The sequence below is a fragment of the Streptosporangium sp. NPDC048047 genome (assembly GCF_040653115.1).
Classification (GTDB): domain Bacteria; phylum Actinomycetota; class Actinomycetes; order Streptosporangiales; family Streptosporangiaceae; genus Streptosporangium.
This window is the reverse complement of sequence record NZ_JBEZNH010000008.1, coordinates 90,783-113,453: the sequence shown is the minus strand read 5'-3', so window position 1 is coordinate 113,453 and position 22,671 is coordinate 90,783. Positions and strand designations below refer to the sequence as shown.

The following is a 22,671-nucleotide window of genomic DNA, read 5'->3' as shown; positions in this document are numbered from 1 at the left end:
CGTCCTCGCCGGGGTGGCGCGTCCATGCCGCTCCATGCCACACTCACTGTTATAGAACTCATAAATGAGTTATAGAACGATGGGAGCGTGACATGCGAGACGTGCTGCCGCGGCGCGCACCGGCCCCGCCGGACGGGACGATGGGCGAACCCCGGCCCCGGGGCCGGTTCGGCGGGTACGGCGGACGGTACGCGCCGGAGTCCCTGGTGGAGGCGTGCCGCGAGGTGGACGAGGCGTTCCGGGAGGCATGGGCGGATCCGGGGTTCCGCGGCGCACTGGCGGAGCTGCTCGCCCTGCACGCGGGACGGCCGACCCCGCTCACCCCGGCCCGCCGGCTGTCGGAGGAGCTGGGCGTGCGGCTGTACCTCAAGCGCGAGGACCTCACCCACACCGGATCCCACAAGATCAACAACGTGCTGGGCCAGGCACTGCTGGCCACCCGGATGGGACGGCGCAGGCTGATCGCCGAGACCGGAGCGGGCCAGCACGGGGTGGCCACCGCGACCGCCGCCGCGCTGCTCGGGCTGGAGGCCACGGTCTTCATGGGCGAGCGCGACATCGAACGCCAGGCGCTGAACGTCTTCCGGATGCGCATGCTGGGCGCCGAGGTGATCCCGGTGACCACGGGCAGCCGCACCCTCAAGGACGCGACCAGCGAGGCCATGCGCCACTGGGTGGGAGCGACCGGCGACTCCCACTACTGCATCGGCTCGGTCATCGGGCCGGACCCGTACCCATGGATGGTCAGGGAGTTCCAGCGGGTCATCGGCGACGAGGCCCGCGGGCAGTGCGCCGCCGAACTGCGGACCGGCGTGCCGGACCACGTGGTCGCGTGCGTCGGCGGCGGCTCCAACGCGGCCGGCACGTTCGCCGGATTCGCCGACACCCCGGCGCGCCTGATCGGTGTCGAGGCGGAGGGCGGCGCCGGGGCGGCCCTCGGCCGGCCCGGCGTCCTGCACGGCTGCCGCTCGCTGTTCCTCCAGGACGACGACGGGCAGATCCCGCAGGCGCACTCCATCGCCGCCGGCCTCGACTACCCGGGGGTCGGCCCGGAGCACGCCCACCTGCGCGACCTGGGCCGGGCCCGCTACGTCACGGTGACCGACGACGAGGCGGTCGGCGCGGCCGTACGGCTGGCACGCACCGAGGGAATCGTCCCGGCGCTCGAATCGGCGCACGCCCTCGCCTGGGTGATCCGCGCGGCGGGCGGCGACCTGCCCGCGGGGTCGACGGTGCTGATGACGCTGTCCGGCCGGGGCGACAAGGACGTCTCAACCTTGAAGGAGCTGCTGTGACGAACCCCGCCACCCTCACCGCGGGCGCGGTCGAACGCCGCCTGCGTGCCCGCCGGGACGCCGGCCGCGGCCTGCTCATGCCGTACGTCACCGGGGGGATCACGCCCGGCTGGACGGAGTACCTGCGGGCGTTCGCCGCCGCCGGGGCGGATGCGATCGAGGTCGGCCTGCCCTTCTCCGACCCCACGCTGGACGGCGTCACCATCCAGCAGGCCGGTGACACGGCGCTGGCCCGGGGGGCGAGCACCCGCCGGATCCTCGCCGACCTGTCCGAGGTGCGGGGCCTGGACGTGCCGCTGGTCGCCAGCACCTACTACAACCTGGTGTTGAACGACGGCCCCGAGGCGTTCTGCGCCGCGCTGCGCCGGGCCGGCGTCACCGGGCTGATCGTGCCCGACCTGCCGGTGCACGAGGCGGACGAGCTGGCGGACGTGGCCGCCGACGCCGGGATCGACCTGGCCCTGCTGGCATCGCCGTCGACGCCGCAGCCGCGGCTGGCGGAGATCGCGCGCCGCAGCCGCGGATTCGTCTACGCGGTGTCGCTGATGGGCACCACCGGCGAGCGGGCCGTCCTCGCCGCTTCGGCGGCGGAGCTCACCGGGCGGGTCAGGAGCGTCACCGACCGGCCGGTCTTGCTAGGATTCGGTATTTCCACCCCGGCCCAGGCACGCGAAGCCCGCCGGTACGCCGACGGCGTGGTGGTCGGCGCCGCGGTCATGCGGCGGGTGCTCGACGGGGCCGGGCCGGACGACCTGCGGACCTTCCTCACGGCGCTGCGGCAGGCCCTCGACCAGGAGTGACCGATCACGATGACCCCCGACGCCGGGCACGAGGCGAGATACCGCGCCATCGCCGCCGACCTCGCCGCGAAGATCCGGTCGGGACACTACGCCCCCGGTGAGGCCCTGCCGCCGCAGCGGGAGCTGAGCGCCTCCTATGGGGTGACCCTCATGACGCTGCGCCAGGCGCTGCGGGAGCTCAGCGACGAGAGGCTGATCGTGCAGCGGCCCGGCAAAGGCACGTTCGTCGCCCCGCCCCACCTGGCGTACCAGCTCGACTCGCTCCGCAGCCTGGTCGACGACCTGCGTAAACAGGGTCACGACGTGCGCACCGCGGTGACCGGGCGGGCGGTGCGCCGGGCCCCCGGCCGGATCGCCGCACAGTTGCGGTTGCGTCCCGGCGACACCGCCCTGCGGCTGGAGCGGGTCCGTGAGTTCGCGGGACGTCCCGCCGTGCACCAGGTGTCCTGGGTCCGCCGGCCGGTGGCCGACCGGATCCGCGACCGCGACTTCACCGCCGTCTCCCTCTACACGGCCCTCGCCGACGAGGGGGTGACGGTCGCCCGGGCGTCCGAGGTGGTCCGGCCCGGCCTGCTCGACCCCGCCGCCGCCCGCCACCTCCAGGAGCCGGAGGGCAGCCCGGTGCTCGTCAGCACCCGGATCACCTACACGCTCGACGCCACGCCCGTGGTGTCCGACCACGCCACCATCCTCGGCAGCATGATGGAGATCCGCACCGAACGCGCCGCCACCGGCCTCTCGCTCACCTGGGGCGCCACCAGCTGAGCCGTGGGCTCCCGATCATCGTCAGGACGGTTCGGGAGCCTCCCAGCGGGTGACCGAGAAGGTCGCGGAGACGGGGTCCCCGGCGGTCACGGCGGTCACCTTCAGCAGCGCGACGTACTTCTCGAAGCCGTCGAACATGCAGAACCGGTCCCCGGTCCGCAGTTCGGGCATCGGCACGTCGAGGTCGTCGCGCCCGCCGCGGATCGCGGCGTCCTGGCAGGCGGTGATGTCCGGGTCGACGTCGCCCTTCACCCGGGCCGCGTATCCGCCGAACCGCACCTTCGGGCTTCCCAGGCAGCTCGGGAAGTACTCGACGTCCCCTCCGCCGCCGGACAGCATGTGCCGGTACCGGACGCGCGGCATGTCCGAGGCGATGCCGACGCCGCCGGGGCTGCAGTCGTTCGCCTTGGCCACGTCGTCGGACACCGTGAACGGCTGGTTCTCGTAGCTCCTGTCGCCGGGCTTCGCCGGCGGCCCCTCGACCTCGGGCGGTACGGCCCACAGGGTCGCCGACAGCGTGAGCTCCGCGACCGGGGAGCCGCTCACCTTCACCACGCGCAGCAGGAGCACGCGGCCCTCCGCGGCGAAGTCCTCACAGAACCGCTCGCCTTCCGCCAGGGCCCGGGTGCGGTAGCGGTCGATGGCCGTGCCGCTGCCGACCGCCGCCCGTGCGGCGTCCCGGCAGCCCGTCTCGTCGAGGTCCCCGGCGTCCGCCGCCGCCTGGGCGACGGCCACGTCGTCGAAGTCGAACGACCCGTCCGCCGAGGAGCAGGGGGGCGACCACGCCAGGACGGGCGGTCTGTCCTCCTCCGTCTGCTGTCCGTAGTCGTCCTGGCGCGGGTCCGACTCGTCGGTCCCGAGGACGCGGGGACCGTCGTCGGCGAACTCCACGTAGACGTTCGACGGGCAGCCGTTCTTGATCGCCTGGATGTCGCTCAGCGAGACCTCCCTGTCCCGGTAGAGCAGCCCGTTTCTGGGAGCCGTCGGCGTGGCGGACGGCGTCCCTTCCGATACCGGGGACGGCGATCCTTCCGGTGTACGGGACGCCGATGCGACCGGGTCCGCGGACCGTGTATCGCCGTCCCCGCAGCCCGCGAGAACCGCCGCCAGCAGCAGGACGAGGCCGGCGCCTCGTGACGCCCTTCCCCGGCGGTCGTCGATTCCCCACACGTCAACTCCTTGATCGGATTCTTTGGGCCAACCACCGTAGCGGCGACCGGAGCCCCGAGGGCCGGTTTCGTACGATGTCCGGTCTATCGCCGGGTGTACCCCCGGGCGGCCAGGGAGGCGGCCAGGAGATACGGGCCGAGCAGCAGGACGGCGCACAGCAGCGCGTACCAGAACCGCGGGCTGAGCGGCCCGAGCAGGAACCCGTCGGCCGCCCAGGCCAGCACGGTCACCGCGACGGGGGCCACGAAGAAGACGAACCAGGCCAGCACTCCGGCGAACCCGGCCAGCCACAGCCACCGGAACCACCGCCCGGCCCGCACGTCGGCGGGCGCGGCCGAGAGCAGCTCCGCCGCCTGCGCCGGGGTGAGCCTGCCGAACGCGCGCCGCAGCATCAGCGACTTGACCCGCCACAGGTCGCGGCAGCCGAGCGCGTTGACCAGCACGCCGTACAGGTCGGTGCGCAGGAAGACCATGCACTGCCACAGCAGGCCCGCCAACTTCACGAACACCCATGTCGAGAGCGTCGCGTCCACCAGGGGGTCCGGCGACCACATTCCCCGCAGGATCAGCAGGCGGGCGCCCAGCAGCAGGCTGAGCAGGACCACGTCCACCGCCATCCCGCCGAGCAGCGGCCCGTAGCGGCGGCGGCGCGGCACCGTCCAGATCTGGGACAGGTCGGTCTCCAGGACGGGCAGCATCATCCGCCGGTCCACCCCGAACCGGGACTCGACACCGATCGCCCGGGCGGCGAGCCAGTGCCCGCCCTCGTGCAGAGCCGTCGAGACCAGGAAGAACGGCACGAGCAGCAGCGCGCTCAGCCCGACGTCGCCGAGCAGGAACGCGTCCCGCGCCGGGTTCGGGAACAGGGACGGCGAGGTGGCGAAGACGGCCAGGCAGAACAGGGCGAGGACGGTGTAGCAGGTCCAGGCCACCGGTCCGAAGAAGGGACGGGCCGCGCGCTGGCTGACCCCCGCCATCCAGTTCCGCATCTGGATGGGCGCGGTGCGCACGGCCCGGCGCTCCTCGTCGGGCCGGTCGTCGAGGAACCCCAGTTCGGCGAGGGTCGCCACGAACGACGGCATGTCCACGGGCTCACCGGCGAACGCCTCGGCCTCGGCCGCGGCCTCCTCCTCGGTCGCGCCGCGCAGCAACGCCGAGATGACCACCCCGCCCACGGCCGGCATGGTCACGAAGGTGCCGGTGGCCGGATCGCCCACCAGCACCTCCTCGCCCTCCTCGACGACGCTGAGCGGGCGCAGCGGGACCCCGCCGCTCATCGGCTCACTGCCGGGCCAGCGCGCACGCCGGGCACGCGGGGTCGCGGGGGAAGGGCTGCCACACCGGGACGAGCCCGTTGAGCAGGTCGACGACCACCCGGAACCCGGCCGCGCGGGGCGGCTCGACGCCGGTCAGGTACCGCATGGCCTCGTAGGCGACCAGCGACCCGACCTGCATCGCCATCGGCCCGGTGAGGCCGTTGGCGAGCCGCAGCCCGCGGGTGATCCGATGGGCGACCGCCGTGGTCGTGGGTTCGTCGGGGCCGGGCAGGTCGGACTCGTCGCAGCGCAGGCAGGCGCTCTGGCCCGGGTCGACGGAGAAGTAGATGAGCTGGGTGCGGGTCATCCCGCCGGCCACCCAGGGGACGCCCGCGCGCAGCGCCGCCTCGTTGACCCACAGGTTCGCGTCCATCTCGCCGTCGAGGCCGCCGGCGATCAGATGGACGTCACCGGTCAGGTCCTTGAGGTCGTCCGGGCCGGAGATCCACCGGTCCACGGCGCGGACCTCGATGCCCGGGTCGTACTCGCGCACCCACTCGGCGGCGCGTTCCACCTTCGACCGGCCGATGTCGGCGTGCCGGTAGAGGAACTGGCGGGCGAAGTTGCGCGGAGCGATGTCGTCGCGGTCCACCAGCGTCAGCGCGCCGACGCCGAGCCCGGCCAGGCACTGCACGAGGGACGAGCCGCCGCCGCCCGCGCCGAGCACCAGGACGTGGGAGTCGCGCAGCCGCCGGACGAACTCCGCCCGCGACCTGCCGAGCCGGGCGAAGACCCCGAAGAACGTCAGGTTGGAGAAGTGCCGCTCGTCGGCCTCCGGGTCGCCCAGCAGGCGTTCGCCGGCGTCCTCGACCAGGCCGAGGGAGTCGAGCCCGGCGAGACCGTCGCGGACGTCCTCCACCGTGACGGCCACGCCCCGCGCGGTCAGCGCCTCGCTCAGCGCCTCCGCCGTGGCCGGCCCGCGGGCCAGCTCGTCGAGGAGCGCCGCGATCCGGCCGTCCGGGTCGGCCAGCGTGTACGCCTCGCGCGGGTCGTGGACCACCACAAGTTCGTCGCCGAGAGACTCCCAGGCGCACTCTTTCAACATCACTGTCATCGCAGCATCACCGGCATCGTTCATCCGCGTCGCTTCCGCATCGCTCGTCGGGACGGCGCCGGCCGGGGGGCGGCCCGCGCCGTCCCCCCGACCGGCTGAGAGGCGGTGCCTCAGGTCATGACCTGGGTGGCCTTGACAGCCTCCACCTTGCGAACCTCGATCTTCATCTCATCCACCTCCTTCCGGACGTCTTTGATCAAGGTCCTCCCTTCGCCCACACAAACCGCATATGGTCGCCATAGAAGAGGCAGAACCGCTGATCGTTCCGGGAGACGAAGTGGACTTCGCGGTCCTCGGACCGGTCCGGGCCGCCGACGCCAGGCGGCCGATCCGGCTGACAGCCAAGGCGCGCGCGGTGCTCGCCGTCTTCCTGCTCCACCCGGGCGCCGTGCTGTCCAGGGACCGGCTGATCGCCTCGGTGTGGGACGACCCGCCCCGGTCCGCCCTGCCGAACCTCCAGACGTACCTGACCGCGCTGCGCCGCGCCGCGATCGACGTCGAGACCGTGCCGTACGGCTACCGCCTGCGCCTCGGCCCCGACCGGCTCGACCTGCTCGCCTTCGACGAGGCCGTACGGCGGGCCCGGCTGGAGGCGGCGGGCGGCGACGCCGCCACGGCGGACCGGCTGTTCGCCGAGGCGCTGGCGCTGTGGCGCGGCCGGCCGGCCGAGGACGTGCCGCTGGCCGCGACGATGCAGGCGCGCGTCGCCGAGCTGGAGGAGCGCCGGGAGAACGCCCGGCTCGGCTGGATCGACGTGCGCCTGCGGCTCGGCCTGCACGACGAGCTCGTCGGCGAGCTGACACCGCTGGTGGAGGCCGCGCCGCTCAACGAACGCCTGTGGCACCGGCTCATGCTCGCGCTGCACCGGGCGGGCCGGCGCGCCGAGGCGCTGGAGGCGTACCGGCGGGCCCGCTCGACGCTCGTCGCCGAGCTGGGCGTGGAACCCGGCCAGGAACTACGCGGCCTGCAGGCGGCGGTCCTCGACGACGCCCCCGTCCCGGCCCCCGCGCCGGAGGAGGCCCGGGAGCCCGCCTGGACGGGGATCTGCCTGCTCCCGGCCGACATCGCCGACTTCACCGGCCGCGAGGACGAGACCCGCGACCTGGTCGCCGCGCTGGACGGCACCGGGACGGCGCCGGTGATCGTGACGGTGTCGGGTCCGCCCGGGGTCGGCAAGAGCACCCTGGCGGTCCACGTCGCGCACCTGGTGCGGCGGCGGTATCCGGACGGCCAGCTGTTCATCCGGCTGTGCGACGCCTCGGCGTCGCCCCGCGACCCGGCCGACGCGCTCGCGGAGCTGCTGCGGGCGCTCGGCGTGGACACCGCCGGCCTGCCCTCCTCCGCCGGGGAGCGGGCGGCGATGTACCGGGCCAAGCTCGCGGACCGGGCGGTGCTCGTGCTGCTGGACGACGCGGCCGGCGAGGCCCAGGTGGAACCGCTGATCCCCGGGACATCGGGATCGGCGGTCCTCGTCACCTCCCGCGGGCCGCTGCCCGCGCTGCCCGGCGCGACCGCGTACGCGCTGGGCGTGCCGCCGCCCGCCGACGCCCGCGACCTGCTCGCGGGCGTGGCCGGGGCGGGCCGGGTGGCGAGCGACCCGGAGTCGGCGGAGACGATCGTGAACGCCTGCGGGCGGCTGCCGCTCGCGCTGCGCATCGCGGGGGCGCGGCTGGTGACCCGTCCCGCCTGGCCGCTGGCCGAGCTGGCGCGGCGGCTCGCCGACGCCTCGGCGCTGAACGAGCTGCGTGCGGGCCACCTGGACGTCCGCGCCACGTTCGGGGCGAGCTACGCGGCGCTGTCGGCCCCCGCGCGGCACGTGTTCCGGCTGCTCGGATCGGTGGCCGCCGACGGCGTGGCCGCCTGGACGGTGGCCGCGCCGTCGGGCGCGACCGCGCGGGACGTGGACGGCCCTCTGGAGGAGCTGGCCGCCGCCGGACTGATAACCGCCGGTGACGCCGACGCCGCCGGCCAGCCCCGCTACCGCATGCACGACCTGCTGCGCGGCTTCGCCGCCGAGCTGTTCGCCGCCGAGGAGAGCGAGCGGAGCCGGACGGAGGCGCTGCGCCGGATCGCCGCCGCCGCCCGGGACCGCGCCATCGACGCCGCCCGTGAACTGCCCCTCGCCTTCGCCCCGCCGCCGCCCGGCGTCCCGGCCCGGACGCCGCCCTGCCCCCGGGGCGGCGCCTGGCTGGAGGCGGAGCGCGGCGTGCTCGTCGCCGTGGCCGAGACCGCCGCCCGCGCCGGGCTGGCGCGCGAGGCGGTCGGACTCGCCTGCGCGCTGGCGCCGTTCCTGGTCGTGCGCGGTTTCCACGACGACGCCGTCCGCATGCTGGGGACGGCCGCCGGCGCCGCCGCCGCGGCGGGTGACGCCGCCGCCGAGACGCGCCTGCGGCTGGTGCGCGCCGACGCCGAGGTGGACCGCAGACGCGCCGGCGAGGTGGCCGGTGAGTTCCGCCACCTGCTCGACCGCTGCTCACGGGCGGGGGACCTGCACGCCGCCGCGTACGCGTCGCTCGGTGTCGCCGCCACCCTGGAGGCGGACCTGGGATCCGCGCTCGCCTTCGCCACCCTGGCCGCCGAGCGGTTCGAGGCGCTGGGCGACGGGCACGGCCTGCTGAGCGCGTGGACCGAGATCGCCGCGATCCAGTTCTTCCTGGGCCGTAACGACGCGGCCGTGGTGACCTGCCGCCGGGCCCTCGCCCACGCCGGGGGACACAGCGCCGTCCACCGGGCCCGCTTCCTGCGGATGCTCGGCATCGCCTGCTACGAGACGGGCCGCGTCGAGGAGGCGATCGGCCTCTACCGGGCCTGCCGGGACCTGTGCCGGGATCTGCGGTGGAGCACCGGCGAACGTCTGACGCTGCACCGGCTGGCCCAGGCCGAGGCCGCGCTGGGCCGCCACGACACCGCCACCGGCATCCTCCTGCGGTGCGCGGAGATGTCCGTCAACGCCGGGGACACCCGGGGGGAGGCGCTGATCTCCTACACGATGGGCGAGATCAGCCGGTGGCGGGGCGACGAGCGGGCCGCGCTGGCCCACTTCACCACCTGTCTCGATCGGCTCGACCCGCTCAACGAGCACTTCTGGTCCGCCCGTACCCGCGACCAGATCGCCCGCTCCCGGGCCGTCCTCGGCTGACCGTCCTTCGGGTGGCCGTCCTTCGGGTGGCCGTCCTTCGGGTGGCCGTCCTTCGGGTGGCCGGACGCGGCGCTTCGCGGTCCGGCCGTCCCGGCGGCCGCCGGCGAGAGCGGCCTTCCGAGGGCGCGGCCGAAGGTGCCTTCAACGGTGTCATTGGACATCCTGTGTAGGCTCTCCCCGGAAAACTCCGCTCTCGTCGCGATGGACCTTCAACCGGTGACACATCCATGAGGCCGGTGGACCTGGCACGCGAGCACGGCCTGTCCACCCAGGCGATCAGGAACTACGAGGACGCCGGCATCCTGCCCGCCGCCGGACGCACGGTCCACGGCTACCGCGTCTACACGCCGCTGCACGCGAAAGCCCTGCGCGCGTTCCTCGCCCTCGTGCCCGGACACGGTCACCAGACGGCCACCTCGATCATGCAGGCGGTCGGCAGGGGAGCCGTCGAGGACGCGCTGCTGCTCATCGATGAGAGCCACGGCCGCCTCCTCGACGACCGCCGCACCCTCCAGGCCGTCGAGGCCGCGCTCCGCGATCTGGCTCCCGTGCCACAGGAGCGCGGCGACACGTTCATCGGCCCGCTGGCCAGGAATCTCGGCATCCGTCCCGCCACCCTGCGCAAATGGGAGAACGCCGGGCTGGTCCGGCCGCGCCGCGACCCGCAGACGGGCTACCGGGTCTACAACGCGGCCGACGTGCGGGACGTCCGGCTGGCCCACCAGCTCAGACGGGGCGGCTACCTGCTGGAGCAGATCGCCCCGCTGATCGCCCAGGTCCGCTCCGCCGGAGGCGTCGTCCCGCTGGAGTCGGCCCTGCACGACTGGCGGGCCCGCCTGTCCGCCCGGGGCCGCGCCATGCTCAGGGGCGCCGGCGAGCTCGACGCGTATCTCCGCGCCCGGGAACTCTGAGCCCGATCCCGGATCCGAAGCGGGCGCCGGACGTCGGCGGGCCCGCGCGGGCACGGTGTCACCGGTCTCGCCCGGTGGGTCCTCCCTCCCGTTCATCCGGCCCTGCGGAACGGAGCGTCCGGGGCGTGGGGCCGGTGCGCCGCCTCACATTCGGCGGGGGTGCGTCGTCGTACCGCAGAGACGGACGCTGAGAAAGGAAGCCGAGCGTGGAGCCGGTGAATGTCGCGGTCATCTACTACAGCGCCACGGGCACGGTGCACGCCCTGGCACGGGCCGCCGCGGAAGGCGCGGAGAAGGCCGGCGCGCGTGTGCGGCTGCGCAGGGTCGCCGAGACGGCCCCGCAGGAGGCGATCGCCGCCAGGCCTGACTGGGCCCGCCACCTGCGGGACACCGCCGACGTCGTCGAGGCGGGCCTCGACGACCTGGACTGGGCCGACGCGGTGCTGTTCGGCACCCCCACCCGCTTCGGCAACCCCGCCGGCCAGCTCCGGGCGTTCATCGACACCACCGGGCCCCTGTGGTACCAGGGAAGGCTCGCGGGCAAGGTGTACTCGGCCTTCACCGCCTCCAACACCGCCCACGGCGGGCAGGAGTCCACCATCCTGGCGCTGGGCAACACCTTCTACCACTGGGGCGGTGTCATCGTGCCTCCCGGCTACACCGACCCGATCCGGTTCCGGTCGGGCAACCCCTACGGGGCCTCCCACGTGACCGGCGACGGCGTGCCCGGCGACGTGTCCCTGGAGGCGGCCCGTCACCAGGCCCGCCGCGTCGCCGATGTCGCGGCCGCGCTCAAGAGGGGCGGCTGGAGCGCGGGATGACGCCCGTGACGGCCCACGAGGAAGCTGAGTGCCCTGTCATCGATCGGCATCGGATCCGATGGGATGGACGCCGCCACGGCGTTCAGGAATCTCCGGGGTGGCGGCCCAGGAGGCGAGCAGGCGCAGTCCTTCTTCGGAGGGGGAGCCGGGTTCGGCGGTGTAGACGGTGAGGGTGAGGCCGGGTTCGGCGGCCATCTCCAGGCTCTCGTAGGCGAGGGTGAGGTCGCCGACGGCCCGGTGGTGGAAGCGTTTGGTGCCGGTGCCGTGGTGGCGGACGTTGTGGGCGCCCCAGCGGATGCGGAATTCGTCGCTGCGGGTGGACAGTTCGCCGACCAGGTCGTGCAGGTCCTTGTCGTGAGGGTTGCGGCCGGCTTCGGTGCGCAGGATGGCGACGGCGATGTCGGCGGCCTGGTCCCAGTCCGGATAGAAGCGGTGGGAGGCGGGGTCGAGGAAGTTGAAGCGGGCCAGGTTGGCCTGGTTGCCGGGGACGGCGTAGACGTCGCTGTAGAAGGCGCGGGCGAGCTGGTTGGCGGCGAGGACGTCCATGCGGCCGTTGCGGACGAACGCGGGCCCGGCGGTGATGGCGTCCAGGGTCCATTGCAGGCTGCGGTGCGGCTTCCACCGGCCTTTGGCGGGCCGGTGGCGGGTGAAGGCGTCGGTGCCGTCGGCGGCCCGGGTCAGGTTCAGCAGGTGGGCGCGTTCGGCGTCGTCGAGCCTCAGGGCGCGGGCGAGGGCTGCCAGGACGGCCGGGGAGACGCCGGCGAGGTTGCCGCGTTCGAGCTTGGCGTAGTACTCCACGCTCATGTCGGCCAGGGCGGCGACCTCGCTGCGGCGCAGTCCCGGAACCCGGCGCCGGGAACCGGCGGGCAGCCCGGCCTGCTCGGGGGTGATCTTTGCGCGCCGCGAGGTCAGGAACTCGCGGGCTTCCTCACGGTTGTCCACACCTCGACATTACGTGCCGGCGGCGGCCGTAGGGATGTACTGCCGGCACACCCTTCACCGGTGACTGGTTACGTGCGCCGACCAGGGGTTATCTAGGAAGTGTGGGCTTCCTCCCGCCGGGTGTCGGGCCGGTGATCGGAGAGGCCCGTGCCCGGCCCCGGCGGTCCGCCGTCTGAGGTTCCGGGCTCCCACGCGCACGCGGCACGGCCGGAGGCCTACCGGTGCGCCCCTATCGAGCAAAGGACTCTCCTCATGCGCGGAGCAGTGATCCACGCCCCTGGCGACATCCGTTTCGAGACCCTGGACGACCCGGAGATCCTCTACCCCACTGACGCGATCATCCGCACCGCGGTGACGTGCGTGTGCGGCTCGGACCTGTGGCCCTACCGCGGTGCGGAGCCGACCGACGCGCCGCATCCGATGGGCCACGAGTACGTCGGTTTCGTGGAGGAGGTCGGCTCGGAGGTGACGGCGGTGAAGCCGGGGCAGTTCGTCGTCGGGTCGTTCGCGACCTCGGACGGCACCTGCGCCAACTGCCGCAACGGCTTCCAGTCCAACTGTGTGAACCGTGAGTTCATGAGTACCTGCCAGGCCGACCACGTCCGCATCCCCAACGCCCAGGGCACGCTGGTGGCCACCGACGGTGTGCCCGGTGAGGAGTTCTGGCCGGGTCTGCTGGCCGTCTCCGACGTGATGGGCACCGGCTGGTGGGCCGCCGACGCCGCCGAGGTCCGCCCCGGCTCCACCGCCGTGGTGGTCGGTGACGGCGCGGTCGGCCTGTGCGCGGTGATCGCGGCCAGGCAGATGGGCGCCGAGCGGATCATCGCCATGTCCCGGCACGAGCCCCGCCAGAGGCTGGCCCGCGCGTTCGGCGCGACCGACATCGTCACCGAACGCGGCGATCAGGGCGTGGCACGGATCAAGGAGCTGACCGGCGGAATCGGCGCCGACAGCGTGCTGGAGTGCGTCGGCACTCCCGAGGCGATGCGCCAAGCCCTGCACTCGGCGCGGCCGGGCGGCAACGTCGGGTTCGTCGGCGTCCCCCACGACGTGACGGTCGACGGGCAGGAGCTGTTCTTCTCCCACGTCGGCCTGCGCGGCGGTCCCGCTCCCGTACGCCGTTACCTGCCCGACCTGATCGAGCGCGTCCTGACCGGCGCCATCGACCCGGGCAAGGTCTTCGACCTCACGCTGCCCCTGGACCAGGTCGCCGAGGGCTACAAGGCCATGGACGAACGCCGCGCCATCAAGACCCTCCTGAAGCCATGACCCCGAAGTCCTGACCACGTCCGCACGCCCGCGCCGCCGCCCCCGCTACCGCCTGGTTCCGCACCATCCAGGCCACGTCCCGACTCAGGCCGTACCGCGCACCTCCGACAGGAGCGATTCCTCATGAATCCCGTCTATGACTTCACCGGCCAGGTCGCCTTCGTCACCGGCGCCTCCTCCGGGATGGGGCTGGCCGCCGCCCGCGCCTTCGCCGCCTCCGGTGCCGCCGTCGGCCTCGCCGACGTCAACGCGGGCGCCGTCGAGCGGGCCGCGAAAGAACTGACCGACACCGGCCACCAGGCCCTGGCTCTGGTCTGCGACGTCACAGACGAAGACCAGGTCGCCGCCGCCGTCGACCGCACCGTGGAGACCTTCGGACGGCTCGACATGGCCTACAACAACGCCGACATCATGGTCCCGCCCACCGACGCCGCCGACGAGAGCGCCTGCAGCCCCGGCGCCGGCTACGTCACCGGCGTCGCCCTGCCCGTCGACGGCGGCTACACCGCCCGATGACGGCTCGACGCCCTGGCCCGGTGAGCCGGCGCGGCTGAGCCCTCACCCCTCGGCGGCCGGGAGGGGAGGACCGCCGCGCCTCGCCGCCGGTGCGCTTCGGCTCCCACACCGTCGCCGGTAACGTGGTGCCGCTCTCATCGGCCCGGCCCCGGCCCTCTCCTGCGACAGGCGGTAACCCACGCTCATGGCGGAAACAGGATCCCCTCCACCGGCACCCCGTACGGAACCCGAGGGTGAGGGCGCGGGCCTCGTGACGCGGCCGGCCGGCGGCGAGGGCCCGCCCGGCCGTCAGGGGCCGCTGTGCGCCCGTTCCGGCTGCGGAAACCGGCTGGAGATCTCCGGACGGCGCGCCGGGCGACCGGCCGTGTACTGCGGTGACTCCTGCCGGGCCGCCGCCCACCGCGCCCGCGCCGCCGCCCACACGCCGGTCGTGGCCGAGGCGTTGCGGCGTGCCGAGGCGCTGGCCGCGCCGCTGCTGAGCGCGGGGGAGCAGTGGTCCGCGGCGCTGTCGGCGCTCACCGCCCAGCTGAACGCCGCCACCACCGGCGCCCTGGCCCAGCTCGACGCCGCCGAGGAGGCCGCGGAGGAGTCCCGGGCCGCCGCCGCGCTCGCCGAGCAGCGCGCCGCCGAACACGTCACCGCCGCCGAACGCCGCGCCGCGGCGGCCGAGGACAGGGCGAAGGCCGAGGTCGAGGCCGCGCGTACCGCCGTGAGCGAGGCCGCCGTCGTACGGGAGCGCGCCGAGGAGAGCGAGCGGACGGCCTGGCGGGCGGTCGGGGAGCACCAGAGTGAGCGCGCCCGCGCCGAGCAGACCGCCGCCGAGGCCGTACGGCGGGCCGCCACCGCCGAGGCGTCCGCGCGTGACCGGGCCGCCGAGCTGGCGGCGCTGACCGCGGCGGCGGCCGGTGAGCGCGAGCGGGCCGCCGCGCTGCAGGCCGAGCAGGCGGCGAGGATCACCGCGCTGGAGGGCGAGCTGGCCGGACGCGCCGCCGAGCTCGCCCGGACGGGGGAACGGCTGGATGCCGCCGAGGGTCGCGCCGGCCGCGCCGAGTCCGAGCGTGACCGGGCCATGGCCGACGCGGAGCAGGCCCGTACGGAGATCGGGGAGATCCGGGCGGAGGCCGGGCGGATCCGCGAGGAGCTCACCGCGGAGCTCACCCGGCTGCGGGAGGAACTGGCCGGGGAGCGGGCCGCGGCGCGTCAGGCGGGCGGCGAGCGTGACCGGGCCCTGGCCGAGCGCGACGCCGCCGGTGAGGAGTTGTGGGCCGTCCGTGCGGAACGGGACGCGGCGCGCGCCGAGCGCGATGAGGCGCGTACCGCCGCCGCGGTGGCCGAGGCGCGCTCCCAGACCGGGGAGGAGGCGCTGCGCCAGGTCGAGACGGCCGCCCAGGAGGCCGTACGCCGCCTGCTCGCCGGGTGGGAGACGCGCGGACGGGAGACGGAGTCCGACGATTCCACGGGGAAGAATACGGGTGGGGGTATGGTTGCGGGGGAGTGAGGGCGTCCTCGGGACGCCCCGCCCGGAGTGGGGGAGACCTCCGTCTCTTCCGCGTCCGGGTGCGCGCCGGGCGGGAAGGTGAAACATGGAGATGGATGCGACGGTTCTGTCCGACGCCCTCAACCGGCTCAAGCGGGCCCACGGCCAGCTGGGCGGGGTGATCGCGATGATCGAGAACGCCGAGGACTGCGAGCGGGTGCTGACGCAACTGGCGGCGGTGTCCAAGGCGCTGGACCGCGCCGGATTCAAAATCATCTCAACCGGCCTGCAGCAGTGCCAGCTGGCACGGGAGAACGGCGAGGAGCCGCCGATCACCCCCGAGCGGCTGGAGAAGCTGTTCCTGGCCCTGTCCTGAAGCGGCCCGGGGTCCTGAAGCGGCCCGGAGTCCTGAGACGGCCTGGAGTCCTGAGACGGCCCGGAGTCCTGAGGCGGCCAGGGACCTCGTAAGCCGAAGCCTCGCGGACCGGGATCCCGCGGGCCGGAGCCTCGCGGGCCGGCACCTCTCGGGTCGGGTGGATGCGTCGGGCCCGGATGCCCGTTCGCCGGCCTGCCGAACGGGTACCCCCTCCGAACTGGGGATACCCCTGACCGATGGGTACCCCCATGGGTATATCCTTCTAACCGATGGATACCCCCCTGGTATTTTTGACGAGGAGTCGCGTGATGACGGTCCCCGAAGCGGCCGGCTGTAAGCCGTACCGCGACGACCCGGTCCTGATTCCGGCTCCGGCCACGCGAAGGCCCCGCCGGCGCGAAGGCCCCGACGACACGAAGGCGGTAACACGGTGACCACGATCCACGTCGAGGTGGTGGAGACCTCCTCCCTGGGCGACCGCAGCTACCTGGCCCACGACGGCCACGTCGCGCTGGTGGTCGATCCGCAGCGCGACATCGACCGGATCCTGGCTCTGGCCGGCCGGCTCGGCGTGCGCGTCACGCACGTGGCCGAGACCCACCTGCACAACGACTACGTCTCCGGCGGCCTGGCCCTGGCCCGGGTGACCGGCGCGACCTACCTGGTCGCCGGGGCCGACACCGTCGGCTTCGACCGGCTGCCGGTGGCCGGCGGCGACGAGATCGTCCTGTCGGAGGCCATGCGCGTCTCGGCGGTGGCCACCCCGGGGCACACCTTCCACCACCTGTCGTACGTCCTGTCCGGCCCCGAAGGGCCCGAAGGCGTGTTCACCGGCGGGTCGCTGCTGTTCGGCACCACCGGCCGCACCGACCTGCTCGGCGAGCAGCACGCCCACACCCTGGCCCACCACCAGCACGCCTCGGTGCGCCGCCTGGCCGACCTGCTGCCCGACGGCGCGCAGGTCTGGCCCACCCACGGGTTCGGCAGCTTCTGCTCGGCCGCCCAGTCCGACGCCCCCGACTCCACCATCGGCCGCGAACGGCGGGCCAACCCGGCGCTGAGACTGGAAGCCGACGACTTCGTCGCCGAGACCCTGGCCGGACTGGACGCCTACCCGGCCTACTACGCCCACATGGGCGCGCGCAACGGCGCCGGCGCCGACCTGATCGACCTGACCCCGGCCGGGATCGCCGACGCCGGGCAGCTGCGGGAGCGGATCGCGGCCGGAGAGTGGGTGGTGGACCTGCGTTCGCGCAAGGCCTTCGCCCGGCGGCACCTGACCGGCACCCTGAGCTTCGGCCTGGACGGGCCGATGTCCACCTGGCTGGGCTGGATGGCCCCGTGGGGCGCGCCGATCACGTTGCTGGGCGAGTCGCCCGAGCAGGTCGCCGAAGCCCAGCGCGAGCTGGCCCGCATCGGCGTCGACCGCCCGGCCGCCGCCGCGACCGGAGGCCCGGAGGAGTGGGCCGCCGGCGACGAGACCCGCCTCGGATCGCTGGCCGTCGCCACGTTCGCAGACCTGGCCGCCGCCCGCGCCGGGCGGGCCCCGCACGGGCTGCCCGCCCCGGACGCGGTGCTGGACGTGCGGATGACGAACGAGTGGCGCGCCGGGCACATCGACGGCGCCGTGCACATCCCGCTGCCCGACCTGCCGGACCGGCTGGCCGACGTGCCGGACGGAACGGTGTGGGTGCACTGCGGCTCCGGCTACCGCGCCGCCGCGGCCACCGGCCTGCTGCGGCGGGCCGGGCACCGGGTGGTGCACATCGACGACGCCTACGCGGAAGCCGCCGGCGCGGGCCTGACCGTCACCGCCCCCGAGAGCTGACCGCCCGGAAACCACCCATGCTGAAGCGGTCTGCCCGGGAAGCGGCCGGCCGCCGTCACGTCCCGACAAGGAGCACCACATGACCACCGACACGAACCCGGCGACCCCCGCCGCCCTGGACGCCGCGTCCCTGCGGGACCTGCTGGAGTCCGGCCGCGCGCCCCGGCTGATCGACGTGCGCACCCCCGGCGAGTTCGAGACCGCCCACATCCCCGGCTCCTACAACGTGCCGCTGGACCTGCTGCGCGAACACCGCGCCGAGCTGCGCGCCCACCTGGACGAGCAGGTGGTGCTGATCTGCCGGTCCGGGCAGCGCGCCACGCAGGCGGAACAGGCCCTGGCGACCGCGGGCCTGCCGGGCCTGCGCGTGCTCACCGGCGGCATCACCGCATGGCAGGCCGCCGGAGCGCCGATCGCGTCGGGCAGGCCGCGCTGGGACCTGGAACGTCAGGTCCGCCTGGTGGCCGGCTCGATCGTGCTGGGCTCGGTCCTGGTCAGCACGGTGTTCCCGCCCGCCAAGTGGCTCGCCGCGGCCATCGGCGGCGGGCTGACCTTCGCCGCCCTGTCCGGCACCTGCGCGATGGGCATGATGCTGGCCAAGCTGCCCTACAACCGCGGCCCGCGCGCCGACATCGCCACCGTGCTGGGCGCCCTGGCCGGCGGTCACGGGTGAGCCGGCGCGCGGCCGTCCCGGCACGGGAACGCGCCCCGGCTCGCTGAAGACGATCGAGACGACCGAACGGAGAAAAGCCATGCCGACCGCTCTGGGCCTCGGCGCCGCGATCGGTGTCCTGCTCGGGCTGCTGGGCGGCGGCGGATCCATCCTGGCGGTGCCCGCCCTGGTCTACGGCGTGGGCCTGCCCCTGAGCTCCGCCGTGCCGGCCTCCCTGCTGGTGGTGGGGATCTCCTCGGTCACCGCCGTCCTGCCCCGAGTCCGCGCGCACCAGGTTCGCTGGCGCATCGCCGCCGTCTTCGGCGGCGCCGGAGCGGTGGCCGCGTTCGGCGGCGCCGCACTCAACCGGCTCCTGCCACCGCAGGCGGTCCTGATCGGCTTCGCCGCGCTCATGATGGTGGCCGGATGGCGGATGCTGGCCGGGGAGGCTTCCACGGGCGGGGCGTGCGAGCTGCCCGGCGGCGGCGTCAACTGGCGCGGCTGCCTGCCCAAGGCCATCGGCGCCGGCACCGCGGTGGGCGTGCTGACCGGCCTGTTCGGAGTCGGTGGGGGGTTCCTCGTCATCCCGGCCCTGGTGCTGGGGCTGGGACTGCCGATGACGGCTGCGGTCGGCACCTCGCTGCTGATCGTGGTGGTCAACTCGGCCGCCGGGTTCGCCGCCCACGCCGGGGAGTCGGCGCTGGACTACGGCGTCATCGCGTCCTTCACCGCGGCGGCGGTGGCCGGGTCGCTGACCGCGGCCCGGCTGGGCCGCCGCCTGGATCCGGTACGGCTGCGCCGCTGGTTCGCCTACCTGGTCTTCGCCGTGGCGGCATTCGTCGCCGCCCAGGCGGTGTTCAACCCGGCCGCGCTGAGCCACTGAACCGGGCCGCCGAACCGCGGACATGCCCCGGCCACGCCCCGGGAGCCGGGTGACGATCCCGGCTCCCGGGGCATCACTCGCGGTATGAACCGTGAGAGCCGTCCGAAGAACAGGAGAACTCCGTTGAGCCGCCCCCGAATCATCACCTTCCGCACGCCGCCCGGCGCCACGGTCACGATCGGCGAGGCCCCGTGATGGACGCCTCCGCCTGGGACGAACGCTATGCCGCCGCCGAGCTCATCTGGAGTGCCGAGCCCAACCGGTGGGTCGCCCAGGCGCTGGACGGCCACCCGCCCGGCACCGCCGTCGACCTGGCCTGCGGGGAGGGCCGCAACGCCGTGTGGCTGGCCGAGCGCGGCTGGCGGGTCACCGGCGTGGACTTCTCCGCCGTCGCCCTCGGCAAGGCCGAGGCGATGGCCGAGCGCCGCGGGGTGCCGGTGACCTGGGTGCACGCCGACGCCACCGCCTGGAGCCCGCCCGAGCCGGTCGACCTGGTCGTCCTGGCCTATTTCCACCTGCCCGCCGCCGAACGCCGCCGCGTGCACCGGACGGCCGCGCACGCCCTGGCCCCGGGAGGCACGCTCCTGGTGGCCGGGCACGACACGACGAACCTGACGCGCGGCGTCGGCGGGCCGCAGGACCCCGCGGTGCTGTTCACCCCCGGTGACGTACTGGCCGACGTCGAGGGCCTGGGGATGGAGACCGTACGCGCCGAGCGGCTCGCCCGGCCGGTGACCGGTCCCGGCGGGACCCGGGACGCCATCGACGCGGTGGTCGAGCTGCGCCGCCCGGATCCCGCCGGCGACGTCGACGCGCCCGCGTAGGTGCCCGCTCTGCCGCGCCGGGATTATCGGAAACACTTTATGTAGGCGGCAGTCCGCCCATAAGGTGCTGTTTGCCGAACAATGACCCGTGTCATGTTCCGGGGAAGGCCCGTTCGCCAACGTTCGACAAGGAAGTCCGTGAGCGCATCAACCGACGTTCCCGCACTGCGCCTCAACGGCCTGGTCAAAAGATTCAGCCACGGACTCGCGGTCGACCACGTCGACCTGGAGGTGCCGGGCGGGTCGTTCTTCGGCCTGGTCGGTCCCAACGGAGCCGGTAAGACCACCACGCTGTCGATGGCCGTGGGCCTGCTGCGGCCGGACGCGGGCCGCGCCGAGATCTTCGGCCAGGACGTGTGGGCGGCCCCTGAGCGGGCCAAGGCCACGGTGGGGGTGCTGCCCGACGGGCTGGCCATGCCCGAGCGGCTGACCGGGCGGGAAGTGCTCACCTACCTGGGCCTGCTGCGCGGCCTGGCCGAAGACGTGGTGACCAGTCGGGCCGAGGAACTGCTGGCCGTACTGGAACTGGACGGCAAGGACGGGACGCTGGTCATCGAATACTCGACCGGCATGCGCAAGAAGATCGGGCTGGCCATCGCGCTGCTGCACGCGCCGCGCCTGCTGGTGCTGGACGAGCCGTTCGAGGCCGTGGACCCGGTCTCGGCCGCCTCGATCAAGAAGATCCTGCGCGGCTTCGTCGCCGGCGGCGGCTCGATCGTGCTGTCCAGCCACGTGATGGCGCTGGTGGAGCAGCTGTGCGACCGCGTCGCGGTGATGGACAAGGGCCGGGTGGCCGCGGTCGGCACGGTGGACGAGGTGCGTGGCGGGCTTTCCCTGGAGGACGCCTTCGTCGGGCTCGTCGGTGACCAGGACGACGACGTCAGGGAGCTGTCGTGGCTGTCGCGCTGACCATGACCCGGATGAAGCTCGCCGTACTGCGTCACGCCTTCCACGGCACACGCGCGCAGATGGCGGGCACGGGAGCCGTGCTCGGCGTGCTGCTCGCGGCCGGAACGGTCTACCTCGCCTTCGTCGGCCCCGACCTGCTGGCCGCCGGGTACGCGGTCTGGCTGCTGGGCTGGATGCTCGGGCCCGTCTTCATGGGCGGCGGCGACGAGACGTTGCGTCCGGAGTACTTCTCCCTGCTCGGCCTGCCGCCCCGCCGCCTGGCGACGGGGCTGCTGGTCGCGGCCTTCGTCGGCGTCGCACCGCTGGTCAGTCTCGGCGCGCTGCTCGGGCTGCTGGTCGCGGGCGTCCGCCTCGGTGCGGTGAACGCCCTGGTGGCCGTGGTCGCGATGGTGCTGCAGCTGGCCGTGTTCGTGCTGCTGTCGAAGGTGAGCGTGGCGGTGGTCGGGCTGGCGCTGCGGTCCCGGCCGGGTGCGCTCGCCTCCGGCCTGATCAACGGCGCCATCCTGGCGGCGCTCGGGCAGATCTGGGTCTTCTTCTGGGCCTTCGGCCAGACGGGCGTGCCCGCCGCGGTGTGGTACCTGCCCTCCGGATGGGGGCTGCTCGCCGTACGGGGCCAGTGGTGGGCGCTCGGCGCGCTGGCCGTACTGGCGCTGCTGCTCCTGGGCGCGTGGGCGGCCCTGATCACCCGGCGCGTGGGCGCGGCCCGGGTCTCCGCGGGCGGCCGGCGCCCGATCACGGCGGGTACCGCCGTCGGCGCGGTCGTCGCCAAGGAACTGCGCACCTGGTCACGCGACCTGGTGCGCAACCACCAGTTCGCCTTCGCCCTGTCGTACGCGCTCTGCTTCACCGCGAGCCCGCTGCTTCTCGGCTGGGACGCCATGCTTCCCTACGCGGGCCCCGTCTTCGTCGTGATGGCGGCCGCCATGACCGCCAACCTCTACGGCACGGACGGCACGGCCCTGTGGCTGACGCTCATGACACCCGGCGCGAGTGACGTGCGCGGCCGGCAGCTGGCCTGGCTGTCGGCTCACGCGCCGGTGACGATCGTGCTCGCCGTGGCGTTCACCGCGATCGCCGGCGGCCCGTGGCCGCCGGTCCTGGCCCTGGTGCCCGCCCTGCTCGGCGGCGCGGCCGGACTGGTGCCGTTGATCTCGGTGTACGCCCTGGTGCCCGGCACCGACCCGCACCGCCGCGCGGGCAACCCGCTGCGTACCAGTGAGGACGACGGCGGCCTGACCGGCCTGGCCTACCTGATGCTCGTCCTCGTGGTCCTCACCGGCGCGCCCGCGGTCCTGACGGCGATCCGGTACGGCTGGGCCGGTGTGGCCGTCGGCGCCGGATCCGGCGCGCTGTGCTACTGGGGTCTCGGCCTGCTGGCCGAGCGGCGGCTGCGCGCGCACGGCCCCGAACTGCTGGACGTCATGCGGACCGGCCGCAGGCCGCGGACGTCGATGACCTCCCGCTTCGACCAGCTGTCCAGGACCCAGAAGACCGTCGCCGGCTGGTGCTTCGGCTTCGGCGCCATCCCGCTGATCCCGCAGGGCGTTCTGGCCGCCGTCTTCGTGTCCGACGACATGCTGCGCCACAGCTGGTTCCTGGCCACGTACATGCCGCCCGGCCTGCGCTATCCGGTCGCCGCCGCCTTCGTCCTGCTCGGCCTGGCGATCTACGGCACGGGTGTGTGGATCATCAGGCGGCGATCGGCTCCGGCGGCGTCATAGGGC

Annotated in this window: 20 protein-coding genes; 16 read left to right on the top strand and 4 right to left on the bottom strand. The window is 74.2% G+C overall.

Going from position 1 to position 22,671, the window contains the following annotated elements; genetic code table 11:
- The first annotated feature begins 140 nt into the window (after nucleotides 1-140).
- Genes trpB through AB0D67_RS09880 form a run of 3 tightly spaced genes read left to right on the top strand, consistent with a single transcriptional unit; the run spans nucleotide 141 to nucleotide 2,860 of the window.
- On the top strand, nucleotides 141-1,295 hold the full coding sequence (gene trpB / locus AB0D67_RS09890) for a tryptophan synthase subunit beta (RefSeq protein WP_362932108.1): 1,155 nt from the start codon (nucleotides 141-143) through the stop codon (nucleotides 1,293-1,295).
- Complete coding sequence (trpA, locus tag AB0D67_RS09885) at nucleotides 1,292-2,095, top strand: tryptophan synthase subunit alpha (RefSeq protein WP_362931923.1); 804 nt, start codon at nucleotides 1,292-1,294, stop codon at nucleotides 2,093-2,095. The genes trpB and trpA overlap by 4 nt, the downstream gene beginning before the upstream one ends.
- Nucleotides 2,096-2,104: 9 nt before the next feature.
- Nucleotides 2,105-2,860, top strand: a complete 756-nt coding sequence (locus tag AB0D67_RS09880; protein WP_362931921.1) for a GntR family transcriptional regulator — start codon at nucleotides 2,105-2,107, stop codon at nucleotides 2,858-2,860.
- Nucleotides 2,861-2,881: 21 nt separating this feature from the next.
- Here AB0D67_RS09880 and AB0D67_RS09875 read toward each other — a convergent pair whose 3' ends face one another.
- From AB0D67_RS09875 to AB0D67_RS09865, 3 genes are all read right to left on the bottom strand, one after another.
- Nucleotides 2,882-4,030, bottom strand: a complete 1,149-nt coding sequence (locus AB0D67_RS09875; protein WP_362931919.1) for a hypothetical protein — start codon at nucleotides 4,028-4,030, stop codon at nucleotides 2,882-2,884.
- 83 nt (nucleotides 4,031-4,113) lie between these two features.
- Nucleotides 4,114-5,307 carry a hypothetical protein gene (locus AB0D67_RS09870; RefSeq protein ID WP_362931917.1) on the bottom strand — a complete coding sequence of 398 codons (1,194 nt, stop codon included), beginning with the start codon at nucleotides 5,305-5,307 and terminating at the stop codon, nucleotides 4,114-4,116.
- Nucleotides 5,308-5,311: 4 nt separating this feature from the next.
- Nucleotides 5,312-6,400, bottom strand: a complete 1,089-nt coding sequence (locus tag AB0D67_RS09865; protein ID WP_362931915.1) for a ThiF family adenylyltransferase — start codon at nucleotides 6,398-6,400, stop codon at nucleotides 5,312-5,314.
- A 229-nt stretch (nucleotides 6,401-6,629) separates the two neighbouring features.
- Here AB0D67_RS09865 and AB0D67_RS09860 point away from each other — a divergent pair, with 229 nt between their 5' ends.
- The 3 genes from AB0D67_RS09860 (at nucleotide 6,630) to wrbA (ending at nucleotide 11,271) form a co-directional block, all read left to right on the top strand.
- Nucleotides 6,630-9,539 (top strand): BTAD domain-containing putative transcriptional regulator, encoded by a 2,910-nt coding sequence (locus tag AB0D67_RS09860; protein WP_362931914.1) that lies wholly within the window; start codon nucleotides 6,630-6,632, stop codon nucleotides 9,537-9,539.
- Between the two features lie 227 nt (nucleotides 9,540-9,766).
- Nucleotides 9,767-10,450 (top strand): TioE family transcriptional regulator, encoded by a 684-nt coding sequence (locus AB0D67_RS09855; protein ID WP_362931912.1) that lies wholly within the window; start codon nucleotides 9,767-9,769, stop codon nucleotides 10,448-10,450.
- A gap of 206 nt (nucleotides 10,451-10,656) precedes the next feature.
- Nucleotides 10,657-11,271 (top strand): NAD(P)H:quinone oxidoreductase, encoded by a 615-nt coding sequence (gene wrbA, locus AB0D67_RS09850; protein ID WP_362931910.1) that lies wholly within the window; start codon nucleotides 10,657-10,659, stop codon nucleotides 11,269-11,271.
- A gap of 36 nt (nucleotides 11,272-11,307) precedes the next feature.
- Here the strand turns inward: wrbA and AB0D67_RS09845 are convergent, their stop codons facing one another.
- A complete protein-coding gene (locus AB0D67_RS09845; protein ID WP_362931908.1) occupies nucleotides 11,308-12,213 on the bottom strand; it encodes a helix-turn-helix domain-containing protein in 906 nt (301 codons plus the stop codon).
- A gap of 252 nt (nucleotides 12,214-12,465) precedes the next feature.
- Here AB0D67_RS09845 and AB0D67_RS09840 point away from each other — a divergent pair, with 252 nt between their 5' ends.
- From AB0D67_RS09840 to AB0D67_RS09795, 10 genes are all read left to right on the top strand, one after another.
- On the top strand, nucleotides 12,466-13,482 hold the full coding sequence (locus AB0D67_RS09840) for a zinc-dependent alcohol dehydrogenase family protein (protein ID WP_362931906.1): 1,017 nt from the start codon (nucleotides 12,466-12,468) through the stop codon (nucleotides 13,480-13,482).
- Nucleotides 13,483-13,605: 123 nt separating this feature from the next.
- Nucleotides 13,606-13,998: an SDR family NAD(P)-dependent oxidoreductase gene (locus AB0D67_RS09835; RefSeq protein WP_362931904.1), complete on the top strand. Its 393-nt coding sequence runs from the start codon at nucleotides 13,606-13,608 to the stop codon at nucleotides 13,996-13,998.
- 250 nt (nucleotides 13,999-14,248) lie between these two features.
- A complete protein-coding gene (locus AB0D67_RS09830) occupies nucleotides 14,249-15,496 on the top strand; it encodes a hypothetical protein (protein WP_362931902.1) in 1,248 nt (415 codons plus the stop codon).
- Nucleotides 15,497-15,581: 85 nt separating this feature from the next.
- Nucleotides 15,582-15,851, top strand: a complete 270-nt coding sequence (locus AB0D67_RS09825) for a metal-sensitive transcriptional regulator (protein ID WP_362931900.1) — start codon at nucleotides 15,582-15,584, stop codon at nucleotides 15,849-15,851.
- Between the two features lie 430 nt (nucleotides 15,852-16,281).
- Nucleotides 16,282-17,679, top strand: coding sequence for an MBL fold metallo-hydrolase (locus AB0D67_RS09820; protein WP_362931898.1), 1,398 nt, complete (start codon nucleotides 16,282-16,284; stop codon nucleotides 17,677-17,679).
- A 79-nt stretch (nucleotides 17,680-17,758) separates the two neighbouring features.
- Complete coding sequence (locus tag AB0D67_RS09815; protein WP_362931896.1) at nucleotides 17,759-18,352, top strand: rhodanese-like domain-containing protein; 594 nt, start codon at nucleotides 17,759-17,761, stop codon at nucleotides 18,350-18,352.
- Nucleotides 18,353-18,431: 79 nt separating this feature from the next.
- Entirely contained in the window at nucleotides 18,432-19,214 is a 783-nt protein-coding gene (locus AB0D67_RS09810) for a sulfite exporter TauE/SafE family protein (protein ID WP_362931894.1), read from the top strand.
- A 194-nt stretch (nucleotides 19,215-19,408) separates the two neighbouring features.
- The gene (locus tag AB0D67_RS09805) at nucleotides 19,409-20,038 is read left to right on the top strand and encodes a class I SAM-dependent methyltransferase (protein ID WP_362931892.1); all 630 of its coding nucleotides are present in this window, start codon (nucleotides 19,409-19,411) and stop codon (nucleotides 20,036-20,038) included.
- Between the two features lie 138 nt (nucleotides 20,039-20,176).
- Nucleotides 20,177-20,947, top strand: a complete 771-nt coding sequence (locus AB0D67_RS09800; RefSeq protein ID WP_362931890.1) for an ABC transporter ATP-binding protein — start codon at nucleotides 20,177-20,179, stop codon at nucleotides 20,945-20,947.
- Nucleotides 20,932-22,668: a hypothetical protein gene (locus AB0D67_RS09795; protein WP_362931888.1), complete on the top strand. Its 1,737-nt coding sequence runs from the start codon at nucleotides 20,932-20,934 to the stop codon at nucleotides 22,666-22,668. Before AB0D67_RS09800 ends, AB0D67_RS09795 begins: the two co-directional genes overlap by 16 nt.
- The last annotated feature ends 3 nt before the right edge of the window (nucleotides 22,669-22,671 follow it).

Coding starts and splice junctions, on each gene's coding strand:
- trpB (WP_362932108.1), top strand. CDS start 141: ATGGGCGAACCCCGGCCCCGGGGCCGGTTCGGCGGGTACGGCGGACGG.
- AB0D67_RS09880 (WP_362931921.1), top strand. CDS start 2,105: ATGACCCCCGACGCCGGGCACGAGGCGAGATACCGCGCCATCGCCGCC.
- AB0D67_RS09870 (WP_362931917.1), bottom strand. CDS start 5,307: ATGAGCGGCGGGGTCCCGCTGCGCCCGCTCAGCGTCGTCGAGGAGGGC.
- AB0D67_RS09865 (WP_362931915.1), bottom strand. CDS start 6,400: ATGACAGTGATGTTGAAAGAGTGCGCCTGGGAGTCTCTCGGCGACGAA.
- AB0D67_RS09860 (WP_362931914.1), top strand. CDS start 6,630: ATGGTCGCCATAGAAGAGGCAGAACCGCTGATCGTTCCGGGAGACGAA.
- AB0D67_RS09855 (WP_362931912.1), top strand. CDS start 9,767: ATGAGGCCGGTGGACCTGGCACGCGAGCACGGCCTGTCCACCCAGGCG.
- AB0D67_RS09840 (WP_362931906.1), top strand. CDS start 12,466: ATGCGCGGAGCAGTGATCCACGCCCCTGGCGACATCCGTTTCGAGACC.
- AB0D67_RS09835 (WP_362931904.1), top strand. CDS start 13,606: ATGAATCCCGTCTATGACTTCACCGGCCAGGTCGCCTTCGTCACCGGC.
- AB0D67_RS09825 (WP_362931900.1), top strand. CDS start 15,582: ATGGAGATGGATGCGACGGTTCTGTCCGACGCCCTCAACCGGCTCAAG.
- AB0D67_RS09815 (WP_362931896.1), top strand. CDS start 17,759: ATGACCACCGACACGAACCCGGCGACCCCCGCCGCCCTGGACGCCGCG.
- AB0D67_RS09810 (WP_362931894.1), top strand. CDS start 18,432: ATGCCGACCGCTCTGGGCCTCGGCGCCGCGATCGGTGTCCTGCTCGGG.
- AB0D67_RS09805 (WP_362931892.1), top strand. CDS start 19,409: ATGGACGCCTCCGCCTGGGACGAACGCTATGCCGCCGCCGAGCTCATC.